Source organism: Bythopirellula goksoeyrii (assembly GCF_008065115.1).
Lineage (GTDB): Bacteria > Planctomycetota > Planctomycetia > Pirellulales > Lacipirellulaceae > Bythopirellula > Bythopirellula goksoeyrii.
In genome coordinates this window covers 3,877,831-3,903,324 of sequence record NZ_CP042913.1, presented here as the reverse complement: position 1 = coordinate 3,903,324, position 25,494 = coordinate 3,877,831, and the positions used below count along the sequence as shown (strand labels likewise).

The window sequence follows — 25,494 nt, the reverse complement described above, 5'->3', positions numbered from 1 at the left end:
CAGAATGGTGGGAGTCAGTAGTAATTGACTAATTATTATCACTTCACCGATCAACACATCAAACAGATGAGCAGGCAGAACCTCGATTTCCCAAAAATCGATCTGCAAAGTGCGACTTTTTCGTCAGCCTTAGCGTGCTGAGAATCCATGCTGGAACTATTGCTAGTAACAGAAGAGAGCTCGGTTCGGGAACTGCCACGCTGACTGCCGATTGAGTAGCACTGCGGCCGTAGTTAGCCTGCCAGTTAGCGAGGTATCCAATAGCAGGGTTTCGTTGCCAGATGAGAAAGTCCGCACCGTCGACGTCGCCATCGAGATCGAAGTTGCCAGTTTCGATAGTCGGAAGCCCACTAGCTGAGAAGAGCACATTTAGGGCATGGCCGGAGTCTCCAAGAGATAAATAGAATGCTCCATTGCCGAGGTCGTTTAGGAATGCACTCTCTTCAATGACATAGGTCCTAGCCGAGAAGCCGCTGATTGAGCCGAGGACTGTGGCGATGGTCCAACTGTAGTCCTGAGTGTTATCGAAATTTGATGCTTGCCCTGGAGCGTCGAGTAAGTCCAGCGTGTGGAGCGAGATCGTCATCGGCTCGGCGATGGTGGCGGTGTTGAGGAGATCACCTTCAACGGCCAAGAGGTCATAGTCGACTCCGGAAGTTCCCTGGGCGTCGCGGACTTCGAACTCGAGGGTCGATCCTCCCTCAAATGTCATGTTGCCGCCGATTGTCAGCATGCCGGGACTAAAACCGGGGGATACCGTAGAAAATGTACCAGCAGCTACATCACCAACGGACTTGCCAGATCCCTTAAACTTGGCAGGATCAAATCCGGGAATACCTAACATCTTAATATTGGGAACGTCCATCTCACCTGCGAGATCGACGGCGAGCGTTCCCGTCAATTCGACAGGCGTTGAAGATGTTATTTTGCCTTTGACGCTTACCAGACTATTTCCGGTGAAATGCCAATTGGCGGCCTGCGCCGTTGCACCTGCTTCTACGGCCAGCGATCCGGTGATAGTCGCATCGCCGGTGGACGCCAGATTGCCATTGATTACGACTGACCCCAGGCCGAGCACATCCATCCTCCCCGAACCCAAGACACTTGCCCCGGCGCCGAGGACCAAAGTGCTTCCATCGTTGACGAGCAATTGGCCGTCGATATTGACAACGCCCGACTGGATATTGTTTTCACCAAAGCAATTGACTAATCCGAAACCCGCACCCGCTGTGGAGGTCACCACAGCACCATCGAGTGTCGCTTCGGAGATGGTTCCGCCTATTTCAACTGGACCTGTCACTCGCACTTGTTTGTTGAGAGTTCCATCAATGGTGACCAGGCCGTCCTGTAATTCTAAAACCCCGCTCCCACCTAGAGTTGCTCCGTCGGCAATTATGAAATGTCCGCCATTTCTCACAAACATGGGGACGTTGACTGCTAACGTGCCAGCGGCCAGGGTGCTCGTGGAGGTCGAAATCGTTAGGGCTCCTTCGTTGATTGATAGTGCCGCGCTGCTGGAGAACATTGTTCCGACAGCAGTAACGGAACCTTCGATGACTCCCTCGCCTTCCACTTGAGAGCCGCTTTGGCTCGTCATGCCTTGCGAGCCGAGCGAGAGGGTCGTGCCGGCGCCAATTCGGATTGTGCCGCTATTGGAAACCGGATCATTTGGTAATCCCTGCACCGGCCGACCTGTCAGGTGCAAATCATGTCCGCCACGCAACTCCAGCGTGCCAGAATTAGTCCACAGCCCGTCGATTACAGAGATTTCAGCGTTCGGGCCATCCAGGACTACGACGGCATCATTGTGCCGCAGATCAAATGGGGTCCCGCCAGCGGACGCTGGAAGTTGAATGGCGCCAGTTCCTCTAGCAATCCAAGTTCCTTCAGAAAGCGTTGCTATTGGGGTGATCTCCAGGGGTGCGAGCGGATGAACCACGATGCTGTTGGTGGTTCCGATCACAACAGTGCCGTCGCGAACTTCCAGCGTTCCGGAATTGTCAAACGGCTGATTTGACGGGAGATTAAATTGCCCTCCGGAGTCCACGAGTAATACGCCATCATTCGTGACGAATGAAGCCACGGAAAGGTGGCCATTGTCAACCGTGACGATTCCTTCCTCGTCATTGTGTAGTCCTGAACCGAGAGTTAGGTTCATGCTCGGTCGGACATTTATCGATCCCGCATTATATACAGTTTCTCCGAAGTTTAGCGTACCGCTGTTGACATTGACGGTTCCGGTATTGTTGAACGTGACACTGAAGTTAGTGACGCCTGTTCCGCCGCTCTTGGTGAAGGTCCCAGCGTTGTGGAAATGCGATTGACCTCCGGCGCCGTTGGAGAAGCTGCCATCGAAATCGGTGTCGAACGTCGCTCCCAGTTGGTTGTTAAACACTGCCCCATGGCTGGTGGTGATTGGGCCGGCCGTCCAGGCCGCTGCGCCAGCGTTGTTGATGGTGCGGCCATACGTGAGGAACTTGGTCGACCCGCTCAGATTCAATCCGCCGTTGGCATTGGTGACGCCCGTGTCGGTCATCTCGCCACCTGTCCAGGATGTGAGTCCCGAAGCGGTGACCTCCGCTGTGCCGTCGAGAACGCCATTGGAAAGATTAAGTATATTGGTGGTGGCCGGGGCGTTAAATTTGGCCGTGCCACCGGTAATGTCCGTCGTTTCCGTCACGTTGTACGTGCCGTCGTTGAGGTTCCACATTCCACTTTCGAACTGCACTGTTCCATTGCTAGTCACGGAGCTGCCAGTGTTAAAGTCGTGCGTCCCCCGAAAAGCCAACGTCGTTCCTGCCGCGGCGGTAATCCCCCCAGTGCTGATGCCACCCTGGGATAGCATGAGTGTGCCGCTATCGACTTCTACGGTTCCTGAATTATTGAATTCGACACTGAAGTTAGTGACGCCTGTTCCACTGCTCTTGGTGAGTGTCCCAATGTTGTTGAACTGTGACTGACCTCCGGCGCCGTTGGAGAAGCTGCCATCGAAATCGGTGTCGAACGTTGCTCGCAGTTGGTTGTTGAACACTGCCCCATGGCCGGTGGCGATTGGCCCGGCCGTCCAGGTCGCAGCGCCAGCGTTGTTAATGGTGCGGCCATTGGTGAGGAACTTGGTCGACCCGCTTAGGTTCAGACCACCGTTGGCATTGGTGACGCCCGTGTCGGTCATCTCGCCGCCCGTCCAGGTTGTCAAGCCAGAAGCGGTGAGTTCCGCTGTGCCGCCTAGAAGGCCAAAGGAGAGGTCTAGGGTATCGGCGTTCGCCCCACCGGTGTTACTGAAAATGGCCGAACCCCCAGTGAAGACCAGTGCGGCCGAAGGCACCGCCGAGGTGCCGTTGAACGTGGTCGTGGCACCACTGAATGTTGTCGTTGCACTGGCGCTATAGGTCCCCGAGATCGTGTTGGTTCCACTGCCGGAGAACATGACGTTGGGAGCACTCACGCTGGTACTTGCCTCGAGCATATGCCCGCCGCCAAGCCCCAGCGTCGTTCCTGCCGCGCCGGTAAAGCTCCCACTACTTGTTCCACCTCCCGACAAACTCAGCGTCCCAGTATCGACTTCAACGATGCCTGTATTGTTGAATTCGACACCGAGGGTTGTCGTGCCTGTTCCGCCGCTCTTGGTGAAGATCCCAGCGTTGTGGAAATGCGATTGACCTCCGGCGCCGTTAGAGAAGCTGCCATCGAAAGCGGTGTCAAACGTTGCTCCGAGTTGGTTGTTAAACACTGCCCCATGGCTGGTGGTGATTGGGCCGGCTGTCCAGGTCGCCGCCCCGGCGTTGTTGATCGTGCGGCCATTGGTGAGGAACTTGGTCGACCCGCTTAGGTTCAGACCACCGTTGGCATTGGTGACGCCCGTGTCGGTCATCTCGCCACCCGTCCAGGTTGTGAGACCCGAAGCGGTGAGATCGGAGATTCCTGTGATGGATCCGTTCGATAGCTGCAATTCTTCAATGTTAATCGCCTGATCCACCGTGACCGTGCCGCCTGAAATCAGTGCATCGTAGGTCAGTCCTCCATTTCCATTATTGGGAAACAGCAGACTGTCCCAACGGGATGAATCCGACCAATTACCGGTGGAACCGTCCCAATTGCTGGTGATATCGGAGGCCGTTGCGAGTTGGCCCAGAGAAGCCATGGACAAGACAACGCAAAGGAGGGTCTTAGGATTCATCAGTAATTCCTTGTAAATTTGTGAGCTGGTGTCTTCAGATAAGCAGTATCTCGCATCAACCACCCGTGTTCCTATCCAGTCTGGTTGGATCGCAGGCGCACGAACATGACCATACCAATCGCGCCAAGAATCAGTGAACTCGGCTCTGGCACAGCGATCGAAGTCGTATAAACACCGCTTGTGCCATCTGTGAAGCTAGCTGCAAAAGCAAGGACGCCTGCGTCGAGCGAGTCGATGCCAAATCGCAGACCGTTCACGCTTCTACCGTCGAGCGTATCTCCAGTTGCGACGATTTTAGTCAGCACGTCTTTAGAGATTGATTTCGCGTAGATTCCAGTTTGGCCTTCTGAGTCCAGCCCCTGAAACGCAATCATTGATCCAGATACGGAAACAGACGGGTTCCCGTTGAAGAAGAGCTGTGAGAAATTCCCGTTGCCAAAGGGGACGGATGTATTGAGATCCGCCACGCGAGTGAGCATGCCACCCTCCGCGAACACAGCGTAAATACCTTCCTGACCGTTGTCTCCGAGGCCCTCGAACGCCACGATCGATTGGGACAAGTAGGGGAAATAGAAACTTCTAAAAGTCCCGATTCCATCGGGGATTGCGAAACTGGCGTCAGCCACGCGGACGATTGATCCCTCCGTGACGTCTCCAATGTAGATCCCAACTTGCGAATTGGCACCCCGTCCTGTCCATGCCACCTTGTTGCCATGCAGCGCCACGCCTGGCTGCCCCAGTCTCTCAAAGACGCCAACGCCACCTGGAATTGGGGTGTTTCGGTCGGCGACTCGCGTTAATGGTCCGCCGCTGGTCGACCCAACGTAAATGCCGCGCTGGCTGTTACCAACATTTCCACCGCTGAACGCCACCGTCGAGCCCGATGCAGATTCAAGACTCATTCCGGAAAAGGTTCCAGAGCCATTCGCTATAGCGGTATTTTGGTCTGCAATTCTGGACAACGTCCCGTCTGTCATTGAGACAGCGTAAATTCCAAGTTGATCGTTGCTACCTCTGGCCCGAAAGGCGACGATAGACTCCGATGAGGATCTTGGACGTTCAATTGAAGTGAAGTTTCCAATTCCAGCTGGAATTGCGTCATTGAGGTCGACGATCACCTGGAGCGATCCGCCTGTCGACGGGCCAACATAGATTCCTGCCCCACCATGAAAAGCCACCGTCGAACCAGAAATGATTGGCTTGTCAAAACCATCAAAATTCCCGACGCCATTTGGTATGGCCGTTGACGTATCGGCGATTTTAGTGAACCCTGCAGCAAGGGCCACTGGACTGGTGCCCCAGGCAAGAATCAGCGTGATCAAGTACATCCGCACCCAAGATAGATGCGACCGGATGCTTGAGATTAGTGTGAGAGTAAGGTTCATAGAGTCCTCGTAATCGAGTGTCTAATGGCACATGTGGGTTGGATAAGTGATGCGATTTAAGGGCAAAGAGAGCTAGTTATCGAATTCTGCTGGGAGCCTGGCAGTGAGGGGTGCTCTTTTTGAAGTCCAAGTCAGCTGTGGTCGTATAGCTCCTACAAGCTAAGTGCGTATTTGGACTGGTGCGCGTCCCCAATAATCTTGAAAAAAATCCCAATTTGTTTCTCATGCAGAAACTGAGCCTGATTTGGCTACAGGGAGCAGGATGCTGATCTCATGTGGTATGGGGCACATGAGAAAGAAGAACAGCAGAAGATTTCTGCCGAAGCACTCTAATTCGAGCCATAATGAACGGCGAACCAGCTGCGGATGTAATCCCAGTGGCGGTACGCGGTTTTTCGGGACATTTCCAGTATCCGACCCGCTTCGACAACTGAAATGCCTGTGAACAGCAACAGTTTCAAGAGTTCGGCCGATTGCGGATCATTGATTGTCAGACTCTCGATCGCTTCGTTAAGATCGAGCAGTATCGCTGGGTCCGTCGGCAAACTAAACAAGAGATCGCAATCGGAATATCGTTGTTTATCACCACCTCGTTTGATTGCCATTTTCTGGCGGGCATGCTCAACTAAAATGCGCCGCATCGCCTCGGCCGCGACACCAAGAAACTGCCCGCGACTTTCCCAGTTTTTGGCAGTTTCGTTGTCAACGAGTCGCACATAGGCTTCGTGCACCAAGGCGGTTGCCGATAAGGTGTGGTCCAATCGCTCGGCACGCATCTTGCTACCGGCAAGCCGTCGCAGTTCCTCATAAACGGCTGGAAACAGATCGGCACCTGCTTCGGCGCGACCCTCTTGGATTTGCTGGAGGATGAGCGTGACATCGTTCATAGGTTGTAGTATAGCTGGCCTCCGGAGCGTGATCCATCAAAGCCCAACGAGTTTCCATAAGCCACGAAAATCAGTGGGCTACGGCTGGGAACGGACTCTAGTAGCATCAATCAGATCTCCGAAGCACCATACTTCGGGAGGCGAAATTATTGACTATGGCCGCTCGGTTCCGAGGTCGCAAAAGACACTTTGCCAACAGCGGCCGGGGGTGCACGACCTCCATCAGTTTGGCGACCTGCAAAATGAGCGAGGTTGCATCAACCGACATGGGTTGGCTCAATTCGCCAGACGCACACTCGCCTTTGAATCGGAGCATTTCTGGGTGAAGTCTGCAGCAAGCGGCCAAAACGGTAGAGGCATCGAAAATCGCGGACCGGATAGATTAATCCAAATGCGAAAACACTCTAATTCAAGCAGGGGCACATTGAGAGTGCCTGTCGGCAAAGCCACTGCTATTGGCGTTCATTGGCAGCGCGTTAGAATAGGCGGACCCCTCGCTCAACCAGCCTTTTCAACACGACCCCTTATATGCCGTAGCTCCTCCTTACCATGAACGACCAGCGCTCTACTAGCAGGTCCAAACCTTTATCTGTCGCTGACGCGATGCAAGGGCCAACGACGGCACCGCCGGACTTAAACGAAGTCGACTTGCAATATTCGACAGTTCGCTACGGTAGACCTGCCCAGGATAGCGCGGAGGAAACAGAATCTGTAGAGACGCAAGTGCAGCTTTCGCAGGTGCTGGATGCCGCCACTCAGGTGTCGATCTGTGTCACCGACATGAACGGCATCATCACACTGTTCAATTCCGGTGCGGAGCAGATGCTCGGCTACCGAGCGACTGAGATGGTCGGCAAACGGACTCCAGCGATCATGCATTTGGCATCCGAAGTGGAAAGACGCGGTAAGGAACTCTCACGTGAGTTCGGCCGCGATATCTGCGGTTTTGAGGTATTTGTCGCTTATGCGAAGGCTGGCAAGTTTGAACGCCGTGAATGGACGTATGTGCGCAAAGACGGCCAACGCTTCACCGTAAACCTTGTAGTAACGGCTGTCCGGAACGCGGCGGGAGGAATTACGGGATTCTTGGGCGTGGCTGAAGATATCTCCGAGCGCAAGCGCTCAGAGCAAGCATTACGCAAGAGTGAGGAGCGATTTGATCTTGCGGTTGCAGGTTCGAACGATGGCATCTGGGACTGGGATGTGCGGACCAACGAAGTCTACTACGCACCTCGATTCAAGGAACTTCTCGGTTTTCGCGACGACGAATTTGACAACAAATTTGCGGCGTTTGAAACGGCTCTCCACCCCGATGATCGACAAAGGACACTCGAACAGGTTCAGCGCCATCTGAAAGAACGAGAACCTTACGATGTGGAGTACCGACTGTTGACCAAGTGCGGAGAATATCGCTGGTTTCGAGCTCGCGGGCAGGCTATCTGGGACGAAACTGGTCAAGCAATCCGCATGGCTGGCTCGCTCACGGACATCACCGAAAGCAAGCGGACCGGAGTAGCCCTCGAACAAAACGCAGCTGAGATTCAACGGGCATATGAAACGCTTCGCGTCGCCGAAGCAGAAGCCCGCAAGGCTGTGGATGAACGTGACCAATTCCTGGCGATGTTATCGCATGAATTGCGCAATCCCCTCTCGGCGATTCGCAATGGTATGGGCGTACTGGGACACGTCCATGCAGACCAAGATGCTATCGAACACGCGAGAAAGGCGATCCAACGTCAAGTTCATCACATGTCTTGTTTGCTTGACGACTTACTGGACGTGGCGCGGGTCACCCAAGGCAAGATCGGGTTTCGACCTCGGCCGTTGGATCTCAATGAGCTAATGCTAGAGTCGGCTGAGGCCATCCAACCGATCATGGATGCACGTGGGCATGAGTTTTCCATCTTGCCAGATCCAGAATCAGTGGCCGTCGAAGGTGATCCGACACGGCTGCTGCAAATCATAGAGAACTTGCTGACCAACGCTGCGAAATATACTCCTCACGGTGGCAAGATTGCCGCGGTTTTGGAGAAGCAAGGGGATTTTTGCGAATTGTGCGTCCGGGACAACGGCCGGGGTATCGATCCCGACTTGCTCGAAGAGATCTTCAACATGTTCTTTCAATCCAATCACGCCTTGGATCGGAGTGAGGGTGGAATGGGAGTAGGTCTGACGCTGGTCCGCGCTTTGGTTGAGATGCACGGCGGGACAATCAGCGCGAAGAGCGATGGACTCGGCAAGGGTAGCCGATTTGTCGTCCGGCTACCGCTGACGGATAGTCCAGCGTCTCCATCCGATAAGGGTATTGCGGCTGAAACGGGCGGAACAGCGCGTGTTGTGCTGATCGAAGACAACCAGGATAGTCGAGAGATGCTCCAAACACTACTGAGACTCGATGGCCATCAAGTAGAGAGCGTTGAAGATGGCCAAAAGGGATTGGACACGATCTTACAGCAGCGTCCTGACATCGCGGTGATTGACATCGGTCTTCCGATCATGGACGGCTACGAGGTGGCCCGACGGGTTCGGAAACACTTCAGCAAGTCGGAAGTGTTGCTGGTGGCTTTGACTGGCTATGGCCAGGAGCAAGATCAAGAGGCGGCGTACCAAGCTGGTTTCGATGAGCATTTGGTGAAACCAGTGAACCTTGAAAAGCTCAAGCTACTGCTGCAGCAGCCACGAAAACCTCGCTGACGCCTCTACTTTGGCGACCAATTGGCTCGGTCTTGGCGGCCTCCCTCACTGCCGTCATTGGCAACTTCGGCAATCAGTCTCTCGGAGTTATATATGGGGGACGCTGCCCTTTAGTCAATCGTATCCCAACCTGCTGGAGTGTCACCACCTCTGTCAATTCGCGTTCGCTGGAACTCGCTGAAGTTGCATCAACCGCTCGCTCGAGCGAAGCGTCGTTTGCCGCAGAGGTGGATCCCACCGATCGCAGTTTTGGGCTGCGAATAGCACAGTCAAACCGATGACGCTTGGCGTCCGGCAGATGCGACTCGCGTGACGGCAGTAAACAGAGAAACGAGTGTATTAGTTCCCAAGCGGATGGTAGAGAAACTTCGTAACCACTAGGTCAATCGGCTTATCCGAGGCGGGCGGTTTGCCGTCGTCCAGCCACAAGTTGATGCGAATGTTTTCATTCCTCGGTTCGGGCACACCGTCGCCGGCATACGTCCAAGCAATAATGACCGCCTCTTCCGGAATACGTGGTGAGTCGAACCGACCACGGGCTGTCTTAAAGTGAACCTTTCCTTCCTGCCAAGTCATCACTTGAGTCAGATAGGGATCCTTCTTGTCGGGCTCTACGCGATAGCGCACCATGTTCCCTGAGTTTGTGAAAGGTTGAATAACGAACTGAGCATTGGTCGAATCGTCTGGATTGCTCCACCGGGCAAATTCGAAGTCCAATTCTCGATTGGGCCAAGGTAGCCCAGCCTCCCAGGTGAACATCCCCGCAATCACGTTGGCATCGACATACTCCGGCTCAGTTTTGGTCTGGAAGATATAGCTCCCATAGCCAAAGCTCTCTTGGAGAATCACTTCCGTGCAGTACCAATTCCCATCTCGCTTTGAGATGGTCAGATGCAACCCCTCGTCGTCCACCCAAACGTCTTCTACCCGGTCGGAGAAAAAATTTGGACCCGGTCCTGCTGGCTTGTGTTGCACCTTGGTGCTCCACTTGTATTCGGAGAAGTCTATGAACCGCGTGTAGGCTTTCGTGTCCTTCGGCCATCGTTTTCCTTCTGCGGTTGTTGACTGCTCGGCGGTTATTTCTGTTGAACCTTGTGGAGGCTCTTTGCCATAGCTAGTTGGCACCGAAGCTGGCGTGGTCGTTACAATAACAACACATAAGGTAAACGAGAGTGTGCGTAAAGAGTCTCGCATATCGATTCTTCCTTATCCGAATGGTTTATTCTGCCCAGCTGTCTTCACAGGCCATAGAGTGGGTGATTCTGTCGGCAACAATTGCAAACAAGGCTCTCTTTTAACAGCGATAGGTTGCCCCATCCATTCTAAAGCAAAGATGAGTCAAGCACACCGTTCTGCTAATGTTGCTCAGAATTGCTACGTGTCCAGCCTGTGTCACACTGCGGAGCTCGGCGGGTGTTGGTGCGGCTAGGTAGGACAAAATGCAATGGGCGACGACTCCATTCGCCGGCGAACCGAACTTCACAAAAACGAAGAATCCATTCGGGCTGCGAAAAGCGCCGTCAGTGGTGCTTGGGCAGAACTCCATCGTCCCACGGTATTTAATACTCGGGTTCAGCATTTCTCAATTGCACATAGAGATTCTTCGGAGCACAATCAAAATAATTGAGTATTGCGTGAGATAGCCACCCCTCTCGACCTTCTTCTCGCCAAAGGTAGACATTCCCATCTGATTCTTCTCTTACCCATTCCAGATGTAAATCCGCACTGGGAAACGGAGTTGCGGAGAACAGCATCAGAAAGCCATCCTCCCCTGCATCGATTCCGATGCGTTCAATCGCAAGGTCGATCAGGGTGTCGGCACCGGCTACAAAGGGCTCCTTGTCCAAGCCGACCCGCTCGTCGTCGAAGACCCAGAGACCATGCCATTTAAAGGGGTGAATTACCGCAAATGAGTTTTCATGCATGGCAAGACGTCCTTTCAGCAGGATTCCATCCGTCCGCAGGTTTGCTCAACCGATTGTACCATCCTTGCAACAACATCGAACCCCAGGCTGAGAGCATCTCTGTCGAAGGTCCCCCACATGTGTCATTTACCCATTCCACTGGCGGAGGGGTTCTATTTGAGATAGGTTGTGGGCTCCCGAAACTCGAAAGGACCCGATGACTCAAGACCGCAAAGAAGTTGAATCCTTCGCCAAGCAGCACCTCGGCAATACTGCAAGGCTATTTCCCTATAAGTCGAAAATGGGTAGCGACTCGGAAAACTGGTGGGCATTGGCGGTTTCCGGTAAGATAATTGGCATGCGTCGTCAATTATCTGAAATCCAGAGTCTAGCCGAACGTGGGCCAATTGAAAAAGAGATGCTTCCTGCCCCCCAAAGACCCGTCACCGCAGCTCAGGCGAGCGAGGCAGAGGCTTCAGTCGAGTTTGGTCTGAGTGGCTGACAACCATGAGGAACTCCAATGCATAGCACCGGCAGATCTTTCTTGTTAGCTCGATGCCTATCCGCGTGTGTCGTGGCGTCACTTTGCTCACAAGTTTTTGCCGCAGGCAATTTGGATGACAACAACCTCCGCAACGATTTGGTCTATGACTCCACTAGCGGCAATGTTCAGTTGGAAGTTCCCGACTTCGTAGCCACTGGCCCGGTAGTTCAGTTCAGCCTGGGCACCGATCAGGCTTTCAATCTGGACGACGGGTTCGTAACCCAGGGCCTTGACTGCGGATTGATTCTCCCAGCTGTGGCATGTGGAAACGAGCAAGCAATCTCTTACGATGATCCGACGAACCTAGGATTCCAAGGGGTGTTCGAGTTAGGCAGAATCCTCCCGGCAGGTTTTTCTGGACCGCAGGTACAGAGTTTCTTGAACGAAGCTTCCTACCGAACTTCTGGCATTCCGACACTCACTGAATTCGACATTTTCGTCGTCCCAGAGCCATCCACACTGATTGAGTTTCTGCTAGTAGTTTTCTCGCTAATCGCAGTACGGCAGCCCTATTCGCGGAGTTAGTTGGAGCTGGCGAGTGTCAGTTGGGTGCGAGACCGAACCCTATCTCTCTGCGATGTCTTTAAGGTTTGCAGGGGAGCTGGATGCCATGCGAGCCAAGGCCGCAGTGGAGCGAGCAAGTTTGGATAGTCTCACCGCCTTAAAGCATACTGGCAAAGATGAAGTCTTTCGGATTATGCTTGAATCGTTGGCCTGGTAGCAGTACGTATTGACATGAATGAAGAAACTCAAGAGAAGTCAGCGGTCGTCTTAACACGCAGAGCGGGCGAGGCAATTCGTCTGGGAGACGATGTCTTTGTTCGTGTCGGATAGATTTCTCCAGAGAAGGTTAAGCTAGAAGGGATCGCCCCTGAGTCAGTGCCCGTGCATCAGGGAGAGGTCTACTACGCGATTCGAGGCCATCTTCGCCAACGCGGTGAATCGCGATGAACTATAAAGGCGTGGAAGACTCATCATATGACTGTCGACTCGTTTCTATTGTCGTTCTTACTAACTGCAGGCCGTGGCCGCTGCAAATACGTGATAAAAGCTGCGGAGATCGAAGGAGTCGTTGATAACTGGCTGTACTCTTTTTCCGGAGTGACTCGAGAACAGAGAGATTTGGGACGACTTACTAAACGGCAACAAGAGAAACTCGAACAAGCGGCAGATATTCTCAATCGCTTCGTCCCAATGTTCGTAGAGCAGCCGGAAGATGGGAGCTATTCGCCCCACATAATCGATATGACCATTTAGAGGATTAGATTTGGTCGGTGCCAAGGAGGCAAGCCAGGTAATCCTGTGGGACGTGGCGTAGTTGGTTCAATTTTAATTGCACCCATCCCAGGACTTCTACGTGCTGATACGTGCAGATTCCTTAGCATTTTCGCCTGGGCGGGGAATTTGACTCGAATATGTGGACCGTGAAACAATCCGCATCTACAATCGGGTGAATATACCAAGCAAAAATCCTACTTCGGCAACTGTTCCGAATGCAATGCAAGGGGTTCGCTATGCGTCAGTTGTTTATTCTTATCGTTCTTGGTGTAGCATTTGGCTCTCCTTGCGTACTCGCTCAAGAGTATCACTCCGGTGATATGGTCGTAGTTATTCACAATACGGATCTTAGTGGCGAATCCGAACACGTTGAGACTGTTTGGCCTGGCTTGACTCTGAAGGTTCAGAAAGTGAATGGCGATGATCTATGGCTGACCTACAGCAGCTCCGGCTGGCTTCATAAGTCGCATGTGATACCGCTGAACCGCAAAGCCGCCGACCAACTCACTTCTTTGATTCAGAACAATCGAAGCTCTGCACGGCTCTATATCGGGCGGGCGTGTGTGTGGCGTGCACTAGGGGAATTAGATAATGCACTTGCGGATTCCGAAGAAGCCTTAAGACTCGATCCAAGCGATTCAATTGCTTACTCCAGTCGAGGAAATGTCTGGGCTGCCAAGCAAGAATACGACAAAGCTATCGATGACTACAACGAAGCCATCCGCCTCAACCCGAATAGATCAAACAGTTACGTCAATCGAGGTGCTACATTAGCTTCCAAGAAAGAATATGAAAAGGCTATCGCGGACTTCAGTGAAGCCATCCGCCTCGATCCAGATGATTCCATTGCACACTACAATCGCGGAAATGCTTGGCTCGCCTTACAAGAATCGGATAAGGCCATCGACGACTTGAGTACAGCCATTCGCCTCGATCCGGATAATTCGTCGGCTTATGCATATCGAGGAATAGCATGGGGTTACAAGCGAGAAAATGACAAAGCCATCGCTGACTTTACAGAAGTGATTCGCCTCGATCCAAGTGATAAAAACGCTTTCTACAGTCGGGGAGTTGCGTGGAACGTTAAGCGAGAGTACGACAAGGCAATCGAAGACTTTAGCGAGACTATCAGACTAGACCCTGATCATTCAAACGCTTACAAGTGCCGTGGGAGTTTATGGGGTAACAAGCAAGAATGGGATAAGGCCACAAATGACTTCACCGAAGTCATTCGCCTTGATCCGGATGATTCATTCGCTTACAGAGGTCGAGGAACTTCAAGGAGTGCTAAACAGGAATGGGACAAGGCAATCGCAGACTTTAGTGAAGCTATCCGCCTAGATCCGGAGGATTCGATTGCTCAGTACAATCGCGGATCCTCTTGGGTGGCAAAGCAGGAATGGAATGAGGCCATTCACGACTTTAGCGAAGCCATTAGACTCGACCCAAACTATGCCGCAGCCTACAACAATCGAGGAGCTGTTTGGAAAGTCAAGCAAGAGTACGAGAAGGCCATCGACGACTTTAATGAAGCCATCCGCGTCGAACCAAAAGATGCCAAAGCATATGCGAACCGAGGAGCTTCATGGATTGCCAAGCGAGAGTATGACAAGGCGATCGACGATTTTAGTGAAGCTGTCCGCCTCGATCCGGATTATTCATCCGCGTACTACAATCGAGGAACTGCTTGGAATGCCAAGCAAGAATGGGAAAAGGCCATCGCAGACTTCTCCGATGCCATTCGCCTCGATCCGATTCAATCTCAAGCTTATCTCTACCGAGGAGCCGCATGGTTCAAACTGCGAGAGCACGACAAAGCTATCGATGACTACAACGAAGCCATTCGCCTCGATTCGAAATATGCCAGTGCATATACTAATCGGGGAGCTGCCTGGTTTGCCAAACAAGAGTACGACAAGTCCATCGACGACTTCAATGAAGCTATCCGCCTCGATCCAAAAAATGCCAACGCATATACTAATCGAGGAGCTTCATGGCGTGGCAAGCTAGAATACGGTGAAGCTATAAATGACCTCGACAAAGCCATCCGCCTCAATCCGAATGACTCTAAGGCTTATTTTAATCGAGGAGCTGTATGGGTTGCCAGGCAAGATGCTGACAAGGCCATCGCCGATCTTAACGAAGCCATCCGCCTCGACCCGAGCTCTACAGATGCTTACCGAAGCCGAGCAACTACATGGGGTGCCAAGGGAGAATTCGACAAGGCCATCGCTGACCTCAATGAAGTCATTCGCCTCGATCCTTCCTCGGCGTCTTACCACACCCGAGGAACTGCATGGAAGCTCATGCAGGAATACGACGACGCAATCGCCGACTTCGAGGAAGCCATTCGCCTCGACCCCAAATATGTCGATGCCTATGTTTACCTTAACTGGATCTACGCAAGATGCCCTGATGAGAAATATCGTGATGGCAGCAGGGCGGTGGAGTTAGGCACCAAAGCATGTGAACTTACCAATTGGAAGAGTAGTATAGGTCTTGAGAATCTTGCGGCGGCGTATGCCGAAAAGGGAGATTTCGTGAAGGCTCAAGAACACTTAGCTAAGGCGATCGCTCTGAATCCTGTCCGCAATAGGAAAACATTGGAAGAGGTACTTAAGTCATACAAAGAAAAGCAAGTTTTGCGAGATGAGCAGGAGTAGAGGGCCGTGAAGCACAAGCTGCTGCTTTCGCGATGGGTAGAAATATTAAATGCTTGTCCCCGCAACCCACTCAGTAAACCTCAATCGCCTCCCCACAGCCATGGCACTGCATGCGGCGTTGCTGCTCAAGGTAAAGAGAATGCAGCTCAGCCTGCGTTAGAGGAGCAGAAGTCTCCCTCTCGCACGCCATTTCATCGTCTATAGGTTGCTCTGACATCTGAAAGCCTCATTGGGTAACTAGTGCGGAATAGTCTGCCACTTGCAGACAGCCCAAGACAGCGAAGGAGTCGTGCTGATTCTCTTCTGATTCAATTCCGTAGCGTGCCAGCACTGCAGGAAGAATCTCGGCGATGGAAGTGTAGTCTGAGGCGGCCAGTTCCGATGGGCAAGTAATCATGGTCCAGGTTCTCCGTGAAAGTGAAGAAAAGTTGCCATGGCCCCAATATAGCAAAAAGTATACGTATGTATAGTACTATCTTCTAGAAAACTTTCCACTCGAGCTTTCAGTACTTGCATGCTGTCTGAGCGTAGTTTTCCAGTGGCTGCCAGATTAATCTTTGACGTCTGCTTGCTTGCGATAAGATAGGGATCGCGTAAGTTGCCTCCACGAAGACCACAGCAGGCACTCTCTAATGACGTCCGATGTGCACCCTCTCGTCAACGAGACCACGCCCACTCGACGCCGCTGGTTTCGCTTTAGTGTGCGAAGCCTCCTTGTTGTCACCACGCTGGTGGCCTGTGCTCTTGGCTGGATAGCCAAAGAACGCAGCCAGTCGAACTTCGAACACCAGATTGGAAAAAAGCTCGAAGTGCAACGTTTTTATGACGCAGCTATTCAGGCCAAATATCGAAAAGTATGACTCGGCATTCTGGCAACGCATTCTCTAAGTCAGCGACGTCCTCCATGCGAACTTGAGTATTCCTAACTTGCAACATGCGCAATGAGTTCAGACCCGCGAGGGTTCGGAGTCCCGCGGCAGAAACTGGCGTGTCGATGAGAACTAGCTCTTTTAGGTTCGTCAAGGAGTGGAGACTCTGTAAATCGGCATCCTCGTAATCTACACCGCTTAAGCCGAGCCACTCGAGTTTCGACAGCTCTCCAAGATGTCTGATCCCATGTTGAGGGAGTTTGGCCCCGGTCAAGTCGAGAGATTTTACCCTTTTCAGCGCAGCCAGATTCGCCAGGGCTTCCTTGGAAAGTTGACATCTTCGCAGATACAGATGGGTTAGATGATCGAGGCGTGAGAGACATTGCACACCTACTCCTGTTAAAGTGGCGTCTGCGACCGAGAGGTGCTCTAGTTGAGTGAGCACGGCCACTTTCTCTAAAGTTGTGTCCGTTGTGTTGGCACCCAAGTTCAACATTCTTAAGCCCTTGAGTTCAAGCACTTTGGACATCGCCGGACCTAGGTTGTCGGCCTTCGTCAGATCGGCGCCATTGAATCCTTGGCCAGAGCTCCAAAATGCCTTTACGCCTAGCTCAGCCAGGTCAGCCTTGGCTGTTCGCGCTTTTTCTGACATTGGCCGAAAGGAGATCTTCACTTCAGGCAAGTGTTGTTGAAGTTCAGCAACTCCATTTTCACTGACGAGTGTGCTTCCTAGGTCTAAGCTGCGAAGGTTCTTGAGTCCGAAGAGGAAGCGTAAGCTGGCGTCCGTGACCTTCGTGGAGCTTAGGTCAAGTGTCTCCAAGTTTTCCAGCTTGCTGAGATGGGTCAGTCCCTCGTCTACCTTGACTTCGCCCAGGACCAAACCCTTGAGATGCTTCAGGCCTCGAAGATGGATGAGTCCAGCGTCGCTGATACTGGTTCGATACAGCGACAACGACTCCAGCTGATTCAGTTCTGCTAGGAACTTCATTCCTGGATCGTGGATCTCGGTTCCATAGCCCCCTACGGACAGCGATCTCAGTCGTTTTAGATTCCGAAGATGCTCAAAACCGACGTCGGTAATCAGGGTGCGTTGCAGGTCTAAATCTTCGAGCGACGTGACCTTACCTAGGTGCACGAGGTCTGCGTCGGTGACTCTTGCTCGATATAATGAGACCTTCTTTATCTGGGAGAGTTCAGGCAGGACGCGCATTGCAGCGGCCGGTTGATTTACGCCGTGAAGCAATACATCTGTCAACGTCGCAAGCTCCTTCCAGCGACTGGGCAGTAGGGGCAGTACGCCGCAATTCAGCTCGACGGCCTGTTCGAAATACTGCGATCCAAAATCTGTGACTAAGGGATGTTCTTGCACAACGACATTTACTGCCCTTTCCGGTGAAAAACTCGGATCGGACATCCTATGAATAGTCTGCGCTTCTGCCCGCACCGCTTCCAGGGCTCGCTTTTGACTCTGGACGACTGAAAGGGCTGGATTGGCCAGTCCCAACTGCGTGACATCCTCGTCAGAGATGGCAAGGCTGTCGATAATCAACAGCTCCAATGCGTGAAATTCCGAGAGAGTTTCCACGACATGGGGCGTCAGTCGGGTCCCACTCAGGTTCAAACATTTCAAGTGAGGCAAGGCGGACAAGTGAACCAAATCGTCACTCGTCACACTGGTGTCAGTGAACCAAAGCGTCTCCAAATGCTTCAGCGAATTGAGCGTTGCCAAGCCTTGGCCAGTGATTTGTTTGCCGCTAATCCACAACTGTTTGAGATGCTCCAGAGGGGTAAGCTGCGCGATCCCCTGATCTGTAATAGAATCGCCCAGTAAGAACAGTGTTTCCAGCGTGCTCAAGGTTGCCAATGCTTCCAAGTCAGCGTCCGTGACCGGAAAGCCTCGTAAGTCCACGAACTCTGGATCAAGTTTTAATCCCTGTGCGTCAGCCCGCCGCGACATGCGGGCCACACTGATTGCCTCGCGTAAGGTACGTCCTTGGCTCCGCATTAACAGATCGATCACGCCGCCAAAGGTAGTTTTCGTGCCGTGCAAGTCTAGACGGGTCAATTTGATAAGATTCTTCAGATGCGATATTCCGACATCCGTGATATTTGTGCTGGCGAGGCTGAGACTCACCAGATTGTCCAGTTTGCCAATCGATTGGAGCCCGTCGTCGGAGATCTGAGTTCGATTGAGCGAAAGGTATTTCAAATCTTTCAGGCCTTCCAATTGGGCCAGATCGCTGTTTGTCAACTGTTGGTAGTTGAGGTCAAGCGATTCCAGCACTCCTGCCTCGTAGACCTTCCCCCAACCGGCCGCAATAAGTGCCTGCGTCAAATCGATGTTTGTGGACTTCTCGGCCAACTCGGCAACTCCCTTGAATGTCAGTTTTGAGTTCGCAAGGTTAACCTCGCAAAGATCAGGAAATCCCAGCAATACTTCAACCAGCTCATCAGAGAGCCTGGTTGACGCTAGATCTATCCTCTCTAGCTTCTTGAGTCCTTGAAGCTTCTCAAGATCCGCAGCAGTAACTACGGTGCCGCTCAAACCCAACTCTCTCAGGTCTGCAAGTTTCCCCAATCGGACAATACCTGCGCCGCTAATAGGTACGAAATTGACATGCAGTGCCTTGAGGGTCGGAATGTCAGCAATCGATTCGACCCCTACGTCGGTAATTGCAGTGCGACTAACGTCAAGCCATTCCAAGTTTGGTAGTTTTGCGATTGATTTAGCTCCGGAGTCAGTAATGCGCGACGAAACGAGCGAGAGCCGATTCAGGGCGGGCATTTCCGAAATGTGCTGGAGGCCCTCGTCAGTTATTCCGCCTCTGAGTTCTGCAAGCTCTCTCAGCGAGTGGTCTTTTAACGGCAAAAACTTTTCATGCACGCAACTCCGAATATGTTGCTGCCATATGTCGTCGTGTGACCATCTGTTTGAGGTGGCGTCGAGATTTAGAGACGTCAGATGCGAAAGTTTCTTAATCGTCTTTATTCCGTTCTCGCCGAGATTGCGACAGTACGCCAAATCTAAGGTCTGTAACTCTGGCAACTCGGCAAGGTGGGCCAGGCCGCTGCCTCTGATCTGCGTTCGACGCAGGTTGAGTGAAGTAAGTTGCTTTAACCTTCCGAGATGCCGAAGGCCTTCATCCGTCATCGTGGTCCGATTCTCAAGCGTAAGTTCGCGTATCTCCCGCACTTTCTGAAGTTTCGCCAGATCCGCGTTTTGAATTCCATCACCAGAAAAACCGGGGTCAATTCCGCGCGTGCGATCGAGACGCACCACGACCACTGGGTGATCTGGACGAGTCATGTCCACGTCGTACTCTCCAGAATGACGCTGGATCCATGCCAAGACCTCTTGCAAGGCGTCCCTGGCCACTGTGGCACTGCCGTGTTGTGACTCAGCCAGTTGCTGCAACGCTTGGCGTGCTTGTAGATGCGTCCGCTCGTCCGCCGAGTCATAGAGCCGAATAAGAATTTGGCAGGCTCGGTCACTTACTTCGAGATCGTTAGACAAAGCTGCGTCGCGGACCGCCGGGATAACGCTGCGACCAGACTGGATTAGATTCTCTGTCGAGGCCTCTCGGACTTGGAAGTCACTGCTGGCTAGTTGCTCGACCCATGATTTGACCTCAAGCTCGTTGGGTTCTGCCTGGACGACACTCGATAGTCCGCTCCATTGCACAATAGCGAGCAGAGCAAAGTTTGCTACGACGAATGGGTTTCGAAGTGCTGACATGATCAAGGTGGCTCCAAACTCTAAAAGCATATGACATGAAGAGGCACATTCCTGTTATAAGATTAAAAGCTTTCAAAGCAAATCGAAAAGTCATGTAACTTGGGATTGGTACTTAATCGTCCTATTGGCAAGTCTGTGGCGTAATAGTCCTTGAAATACAGGTTTTGATTGGTGCAGCTTTACTCGTCTTGAGAGTCTCAAGTTGTGACGTCACATAGCTAGCAGATTAGAGATTGATTCAGTGCCGAATTGCAAGCTTTGCCGTCAAATTCAAACAGTAAGGTGCGTTCAGATATCGAACCTGATCGAATCGACTGGCTTCTCCCAAATTCAATGTTCGTTCTGACCGAAAGACATAGTAACGGTGAATACCAACTTTTAATGCGGAACACATTCTGGCGAGAATATAGAGCGGAAAAGAAGGTGACAATCTTTCTGAACACCTGCGGTTGGCCTCGATTCTCGCTGGTCAGCCAGTTCAAACAAGATATGGGCTCGAGAAACTTGATGACAATTGGCCATCGATTCTCGACTACTTCTTTGGCACGGTTGAAATGCTAATACATGCTAAAAGGTGCTAATCAATTGCAATGCGGCAAAGAAGTAGTAAAATGCTCGAACTTTTTACGTGTGAGTGTCTTAGCTCGATTACACCGGTGAGCCTCGTAACCTCGAGGTTGTCGGCCGAAAAGTTGGGCACGCTGTAAGTCCTAGAACCGTTCAAGCTGTATTGCTCGAAGCATTTTCCTCGGAATTGCGCCATGTTGCAGAAATGGACATCAACATCAGCGCGTTGTTCCAGAAACGCCCGTGACGTCCCTCGGCAACTCAATCCCCAATACTCCCATTTCCGCAATCGCGCTATTCAGGCCTCGCAGATCGATAAGTCGACCTGCACCACCACCATCTGCTATCACGAGTTGGTCCCGAATTCTATTAAGATCCATCGCGCGGACTGGTGCTTTTGTGATTGGAATCGACCAGATTGACGTGGCGCGATCAACATCCCAAATCTCAATTGTCTGGCCTCCGCTCACGAGTGTTCCTGTCTCAATAAGCCATCGCAAAGACACAATAGGTCCTTCCGCATTCATCTGACAACGCTCTTTCTTCGTCGAGACGTCCCAGACCACAATTGAACCATCTTTGCATCCTGCCGCTAAAAACTTCCCGTCAGACGTGTAATCTAGCGAGGTCAGGTCGCCGTGTTCGAATCGCAAGGTGCCCGATTGCTTCCCGTCTCTCATCGATAGGAAAAGGATTTCTCCTGCTTCTGTACCTACGGCGACAATAGGCTCGCTAGGATGGCACGCAAAAGTTTGAGCGGTGGACTTACTCTTTGATCGAACTTGCCAGCCATGCTGCCCCAAGCAAGACAAGGTTCCGTTACTAGAGAGGGCAAATAAGCGATCCCCCTTGTTGTCAAATGACACCTCGACAATAGAACCGACGTACTCGACATAGCTGCGAACGTATTTTCCCGTTTTGCGATCCCAGATAATGACGCCCCCCTCGACGCCACCGGTAGCAATAAATCGTCCTCTTGGGTCTTGCGCTACACAATTGATTGGTGCATGATGGCTCTTCTTCAGACGCTTGATCTCTTTGTTTTGCTCTGCATCCCAAAGGGCCGTCAAACCGTAGCCGTTGAGAAGAAGTCTAGAACCCGTCGGATCAATCCGTATGTTGTCAAGACCGTAACTGGGTGTATAACCAATCGGATACCCCGGCGGGCTATTAGCATTGGGCACGCGATCGTCAGCCATTCGGATGACGTCTTTGAGTAACCAAGGTGGTGACAATCGCCGTTGGATTTGACCGCTTTCGCAATCCACAATCATCAGTTCTTCTTTGTCGTTGTTGGTCACGACGCACCACCGACTTTTTGGATCAAATGTGACCGACGAAATCGACGCTGGTAGTTCGACCAAGCGTTTTCCATTTATGCTGCTCCACATTCCTGCTATCCGTGTCCGCTTTGCACCGCGATTACCCAGATCGAGCTGGAGGACGATTGTCGAATGGTCGGGACTCAAGTGGGCCCGCCCCGGTACTGCGCCGGATGAATGCTCGAGAGGAGTTCGGACGGTGCCAGGAATAACCTGAACGGATAGCCCTTCATCGTCTTTCCACACCAGCAAGCGATTGAAGCCGTCCTTCCAGAGCTTCCCACTATGTGTAACTTTACCGTCAGACCATCGCACAATATGCGCCTGCGCGAACGGATGGTCGCTCTCTGATTTCTCTTCTTCGATTTCAAGTTTCAAATAGACAAAATCCTCATCAAACGAGACTACGGGCGGATCGAGACTGAATTCCCCTACGTTCGCATAAGAGCCCACCATTTTGTATTCGCCAGACTTCAGATCCCACAGGTAGATACTTAATGGGCTCGACCTGGATGAGCCAAAAGACATTCGCTCCTTGAAAGGCATTAAGATAAGGACCTTTTCGCCTGAAGGATGGACAATCGCCATCGAGTTCTCCCTAAAAAGTGGCTTCGCGGTCTCTTTGGGGCCGCCTTCCTCGACAGCCCCATTTTCCGCCGAGTTGCCATCTGCCGCGACTACTTCCCTATCTTCTGCAATCGCATCGAACGCGGCTTCCGCCTTTCGTGCAAGCTCTTTGATTGCTGCTTCCGCAGTCGAGGGATCAGCGAGCTTATTGGCAAGTTCAACCGGTGTCTCGCCGAGTCGCAACGGTCGGTCCGCATTGTTCTGCACTTCAACTCCGCTAGGCTCATGGGCTGTAGAGTCACCAAGTGTATAACGCTGTCCTGTCTCAAGGTCCCAAACCCCAACGAGAAATTGTCTATCTCTCAAGCCGCTACGATCAGCTAACAAGAAAATGCGTGTGCCAAGAAACTTAACTCTGAAGGGGAAAAGATTAAATTCGTCATCTGGCCAGTCCGCGAGCTTAGCAACTCGCTTCATCGATGGCAGATTGTACACCGATCGCAACGGTCGAACGAAAACGTTATCTTCCACCTGATCAAAATAGACCTCCCTGAAATCGGGAATCTCGCTTTCAATAAACTCGTTGTCTTCCCTATTGTTTCGAATGTCTCGAATTTCATATTGTTGGTTCTGCCATGGGCTTTTGTTCTTGTTTTTGACCGAACCTGCGTACTTCAAACTCGGTATTTCCCACAACTTCATCACCTCACCCTGTGTGATAAGAAGCCACCGGCCACGCGGCGAAAATTCGACAACCGGCTTCCCGGAGGAATCGCCATTGTCAAAGTCGAAAGGACCGAGCTGTCCCAGCACCTTGTCCTCTTGCACATCGAGCACTTCGTAGGAAACCGTATTGACAGTCTCGCTTTCGAGGAGGACAGCGAATCGTCGCGTGGCATCCCATCGCAGTGCATTGCCAACTCCGCTGGCAGGAAATTCCTTAATTAATTCACCTGACTGAGACGAGCGGATTTCAGTTCGCCACGAAGGATATTGGCCCTCTATTGAATCGACGGTAAAGGTTGACTGTCCATCCCTTTGGAAATTGGCTGAAGGCCGTCTGATGTTGGCCTTTGACGAATCCCATAGCTCTCGTTCGTTCGCAAGGGCGACTAGACTGGGACCTTCTCCGCCTGCAACAATGAGGCCATCACTGGCGATTTTAAGATCCCGGCAACGTGTCGGCAAAATCTGTTGAGAGAGCGGCGTACCGAAGTCAGCTTTCCATACCGCCAGACTGAGTGTTTGACCCTTGGTGCGATCCGGCGGTATCTGTCTGGTCTGCGAGCCGAAAGAGTCAGTGGTAACATTATCGAAAACAATCGCATAGAAGCCTCGTGGGGCGGGACATAATTTGACTACTTGTCGGAATTCAGTGGGGTTGGCATATTCCGCACCGAGCGTGATCCCACTTTGATGATCGTAGCAATTCAACCGATTGCCGACGCAGTATACGAGCCAATTGGGGTCTCCGGCAAATCCAAATGCCCCCAAGTGTTTCTCGGTGGCAATAGTAATTTCGTTCGGTTGGTCGCCACGTTCTCGTAGCTTGAGCGTATTCGACGATTCAGGTCCCATGTGTCTACTATTCCAGATTGCATCGAATAGTGTGCCTTGGACCTCGCGATGCCAGGGCGAATGGAAACGTAACATACTGATTTCACTGTCGGCCAATTGCCTTTCAGAATGGGTTCCATCTTCAAGTTGCCATGTCAATTCTTTTTGTCTCGTGTTTGTGTTTCCAATTGACTGGAGTTGAACCTCGCCTTGCTTTGCACAAACGAGGTAATTATTGAAATGCATGTCTGGAAGCTTCCATTCATTCAGCTTTTTGCCTTGGACGAGATCAAACACTAGCAGCCGCGGAGAATAGTCGAGGACTACCAGTTGTGACCCGTCGGGCGCGACTGTCATAGTATTGACAATTCCAGGACCAAACTCCATACCTTGCTGCGCGAACCTCACTCCTTCGAGTCTCAAGAAGCGAACCGTGTCCGAACCGTTGTCAATCACGGCGACTTTTTCACGATTAGCACGACCTACAACGACGACACTTCCACTTGAATTGCTTCCAACATGAATTACCTTTTCCAAGTCGATTTGGAATTGTGGGCGATCTTTGACAGACCCAAGTTCTTCGAGTGGAATCTCCTTGACTTGTCGCAGAGTGGCAAACTCCAGCCATCTTGTCGCTTCGGATCGGATCGCTTCCTCCGACAATGCGCCTTGCTCTCGGAATTTAAGAATCTCGGCTGCGAAAATGTTAGGATCGAGTTGCTCGATACCGACGTGAGCTTCCGCTGCCAGTTGAGAAATATCTCTGATCGTTTGTCGAGCCTTTTCCCGATTGACAGGTTTGCTGGGTTCTCGTCGTATTGTTTCAAGATCGTGGAGTAGCGAATTCGCCCGCGCGAACTTACCCGCTATCTCCGAATTGAGTGCCTGCTGCCAAGCCTGCACATTAGCTTCCTTAAGTCGCCCGGATTCTGCACGAGCGGTTTCCAGCTGCGCCTCGGCTTCTTTGGCTTTCAATTCTTGCTGAAGAGCATTGTCTGTTGCCTTCAAAGCCAATTCTCTCTGACGCAGAGCCTCCTGCGAACTATTGAGAAGAATAGTGCTGACGACGAGAGCAATCAGCAAACTTACTACTAGCGCGCTCCCTAAAGCGCTAACCGCTCGATTGCGCTTCACCCAACTCCAGGAACGTGCCACTCGACCAATCGGCCGTGCATGGATTAGTTCTGATTCAAGCCGACGACGAGATTCTTCGCTAGGATCCATGATATAATCCCGCTGAGTTGAAGTTGACTAGCCACGATCTTTTTCTGTTCGCCTAGATTATAATTGGCGTAGTGTGTCTGTGTCCATAAAGGCGCCGACTATATATACTCAGCAGATTGG

General features: G+C 52.0%; 15 protein-coding genes. 7 read left to right on the top strand and 8 right to left on the bottom strand.

Annotation, left to right across the window (positions count from 1 at the left end; all coding sequences use genetic code 11):
* Positions 1 to 58: 58 nt before the first annotated feature.
* From Pr1d_RS15485 to Pr1d_RS15475, 3 genes are all read right to left on the bottom strand, one after another.
* On the bottom strand, positions 59 to 4,177 hold the full coding sequence (locus Pr1d_RS15485) for a beta strand repeat-containing protein (protein ID WP_148074370.1): 4,119 nt from the start codon (positions 4,175 to 4,177) through the stop codon (positions 59 to 61).
* Between the two features lie 71 nt (positions 4,178 to 4,248).
* Positions 4,249 to 5,562, bottom strand: a complete 1,314-nt coding sequence (locus Pr1d_RS15480; protein ID WP_148074369.1) for a DUF7453 family protein — start codon at positions 5,560 to 5,562, stop codon at positions 4,249 to 4,251.
* A 329-nt stretch (positions 5,563 to 5,891) separates the two neighbouring features.
* Positions 5,892 to 6,449: an ECF-type sigma factor gene (locus Pr1d_RS15475; protein WP_148074368.1), complete on the bottom strand. Its 558-nt coding sequence runs from the start codon at positions 6,447 to 6,449 to the stop codon at positions 5,892 to 5,894.
* A 549-nt stretch (positions 6,450 to 6,998) separates the two neighbouring features.
* Here Pr1d_RS15475 and Pr1d_RS15470 point away from each other — a divergent pair.
* Positions 6,999 to 9,143 carry a PAS domain-containing hybrid sensor histidine kinase/response regulator gene (locus Pr1d_RS15470; RefSeq protein ID WP_148074367.1) on the top strand — a complete coding sequence of 715 codons (2,145 nt, stop codon included), beginning with the start codon at positions 6,999 to 7,001 and terminating at the stop codon, positions 9,141 to 9,143.
* A 339-nt stretch (positions 9,144 to 9,482) separates the two neighbouring features.
* Here the strand turns inward: Pr1d_RS15470 and Pr1d_RS15465 are convergent, their stop codons facing one another.
* On the bottom strand, positions 9,483 to 10,337 hold the full coding sequence (locus Pr1d_RS15465; RefSeq protein ID WP_148074366.1) for a hypothetical protein: 855 nt from the start codon (positions 10,335 to 10,337) through the stop codon (positions 9,483 to 9,485).
* 365 nt (positions 10,338 to 10,702) lie between these two features.
* Positions 10,703 to 11,068, bottom strand: coding sequence for a DUF6717 family protein (locus tag Pr1d_RS15460; protein ID WP_148074365.1), 366 nt, complete (start codon positions 11,066 to 11,068; stop codon positions 10,703 to 10,705).
* Between the two features lie 196 nt (positions 11,069 to 11,264).
* Here Pr1d_RS15460 and Pr1d_RS15455 point away from each other — a divergent pair, with 196 nt between their 5' ends.
* The 6 genes from Pr1d_RS15455 to Pr1d_RS15430 all read left to right on the top strand — a co-directional run bounded on the left by Pr1d_RS15455 (position 11,265) and on the right by Pr1d_RS15430 (position 15,532).
* Complete coding sequence (locus Pr1d_RS15455) at positions 11,265 to 11,549, top strand: hypothetical protein (protein WP_148074364.1); 285 nt, start codon at positions 11,265 to 11,267, stop codon at positions 11,547 to 11,549.
* Positions 11,550 to 11,591: 42 nt separating this feature from the next.
* On the top strand, positions 11,592 to 12,116 hold the full coding sequence (locus tag Pr1d_RS15450) for a hypothetical protein (RefSeq protein WP_148074363.1): 525 nt from the start codon (positions 11,592 to 11,594) through the stop codon (positions 12,114 to 12,116).
* A 13-nt stretch (positions 12,117 to 12,129) separates the two neighbouring features.
* Positions 12,130 to 12,312: a hypothetical protein gene (locus tag Pr1d_RS15445; RefSeq protein WP_148074362.1), complete on the top strand. Its 183-nt coding sequence runs from the start codon at positions 12,130 to 12,132 to the stop codon at positions 12,310 to 12,312.
* 14 nt (positions 12,313 to 12,326) lie between these two features.
* Positions 12,327 to 12,425, top strand: a complete 99-nt coding sequence (locus Pr1d_RS15440; RefSeq protein WP_148074361.1) for a carbon storage regulator — start codon at positions 12,327 to 12,329, stop codon at positions 12,423 to 12,425.
* A 144-nt stretch (positions 12,426 to 12,569) separates the two neighbouring features.
* Positions 12,570 to 12,848 carry a hypothetical protein gene (locus Pr1d_RS15435; RefSeq protein ID WP_148074360.1) on the top strand — a complete coding sequence of 93 codons (279 nt, stop codon included), beginning with the start codon at positions 12,570 to 12,572 and terminating at the stop codon, positions 12,846 to 12,848.
* A gap of 257 nt (positions 12,849 to 13,105) precedes the next feature.
* Positions 13,106 to 15,532: a tetratricopeptide repeat protein gene (locus tag Pr1d_RS15430; protein WP_168205258.1), complete on the top strand. Its 2,427-nt coding sequence runs from the start codon at positions 13,106 to 13,108 to the stop codon at positions 15,530 to 15,532.
* 226 nt (positions 15,533 to 15,758) lie between these two features.
* Here the strand turns inward: Pr1d_RS15430 and Pr1d_RS25790 are convergent, their stop codons facing one another.
* From Pr1d_RS25790 to Pr1d_RS15420, 3 genes are all read right to left on the bottom strand, one after another.
* The gene (locus Pr1d_RS25790) at positions 15,759 to 15,929 is read right to left on the bottom strand and encodes a hypothetical protein (RefSeq protein WP_168205257.1); all 171 of its coding nucleotides are present in this window, start codon (positions 15,927 to 15,929) and stop codon (positions 15,759 to 15,761) included.
* 434 nt (positions 15,930 to 16,363) lie between these two features.
* Positions 16,364 to 20,137, bottom strand: coding sequence for a leucine-rich repeat domain-containing protein (locus Pr1d_RS15425; protein WP_168205256.1), 3,774 nt, complete (start codon positions 20,135 to 20,137; stop codon positions 16,364 to 16,366).
* A gap of 785 nt (positions 20,138 to 20,922) precedes the next feature.
* Positions 20,923 to 25,374 carry a WD40 repeat domain-containing protein gene (locus Pr1d_RS15420; RefSeq protein WP_148074357.1) on the bottom strand — a complete coding sequence of 1,484 codons (4,452 nt, stop codon included), beginning with the start codon at positions 25,372 to 25,374 and terminating at the stop codon, positions 20,923 to 20,925.
* Positions 25,375 to 25,494 lie beyond the last annotated feature (120 nt).

Bases quoted from the DNA above. Each gene is read 5' to 3' on its own strand.
- Pr1d_RS15480 (WP_148074369.1), bottom strand. From the start codon at position 5,562: ATGAACCTTACTCTCACACTAATCTCAAGCATCCGGTCGCATCTATCT.
- Pr1d_RS15475 (WP_148074368.1), bottom strand. From the start codon at position 6,449: ATGAACGATGTCACGCTCATCCTCCAGCAAATCCAAGAGGGTCGCGCC.
- Pr1d_RS15465 (WP_148074366.1), bottom strand. From the start codon at position 10,337: ATGCGAGACTCTTTACGCACACTCTCGTTTACCTTATGTGTTGTTATT.
- Pr1d_RS15455 (WP_148074364.1), top strand. From the start codon at position 11,265: ATGACTCAAGACCGCAAAGAAGTTGAATCCTTCGCCAAGCAGCACCTC.
- Pr1d_RS15440 (WP_148074361.1), top strand. From the start codon at position 12,327: ATGAATGAAGAAACTCAAGAGAAGTCAGCGGTCGTCTTAACACGCAGA.
- Pr1d_RS15485 (WP_148074370.1), bottom strand. From the start codon at position 4,177: ATGAATCCTAAGACCCTCCTTTGCGTTGTCTTGTCCATGGCTTCTCTG.
- Pr1d_RS15435 (WP_148074360.1), top strand. From the start codon at position 12,570: ATGACTGTCGACTCGTTTCTATTGTCGTTCTTACTAACTGCAGGCCGT.
- Pr1d_RS15420 (WP_148074357.1), bottom strand. From the start codon at position 25,374: ATGGATCCTAGCGAAGAATCTCGTCGTCGGCTTGAATCAGAACTAATC.
- Pr1d_RS15430 (WP_168205258.1), top strand. From the start codon at position 13,106: ATGCGTCAGTTGTTTATTCTTATCGTTCTTGGTGTAGCATTTGGCTCT.
- Pr1d_RS15470 (WP_148074367.1), top strand. From the start codon at position 6,999: ATGAACGACCAGCGCTCTACTAGCAGGTCCAAACCTTTATCTGTCGCT.
- Pr1d_RS15425 (WP_168205256.1), bottom strand. From the start codon at position 20,137: ATGTCAGCACTTCGAAACCCATTCGTCGTAGCAAACTTTGCTCTGCTC.
- Pr1d_RS15460 (WP_148074365.1), bottom strand. From the start codon at position 11,068: ATGCATGAAAACTCATTTGCGGTAATTCACCCCTTTAAATGGCATGGT.
- Pr1d_RS25790 (WP_168205257.1), bottom strand. From the start codon at position 15,929: ATGATTACTTGCCCATCGGAACTGGCCGCCTCAGACTACACTTCCATC.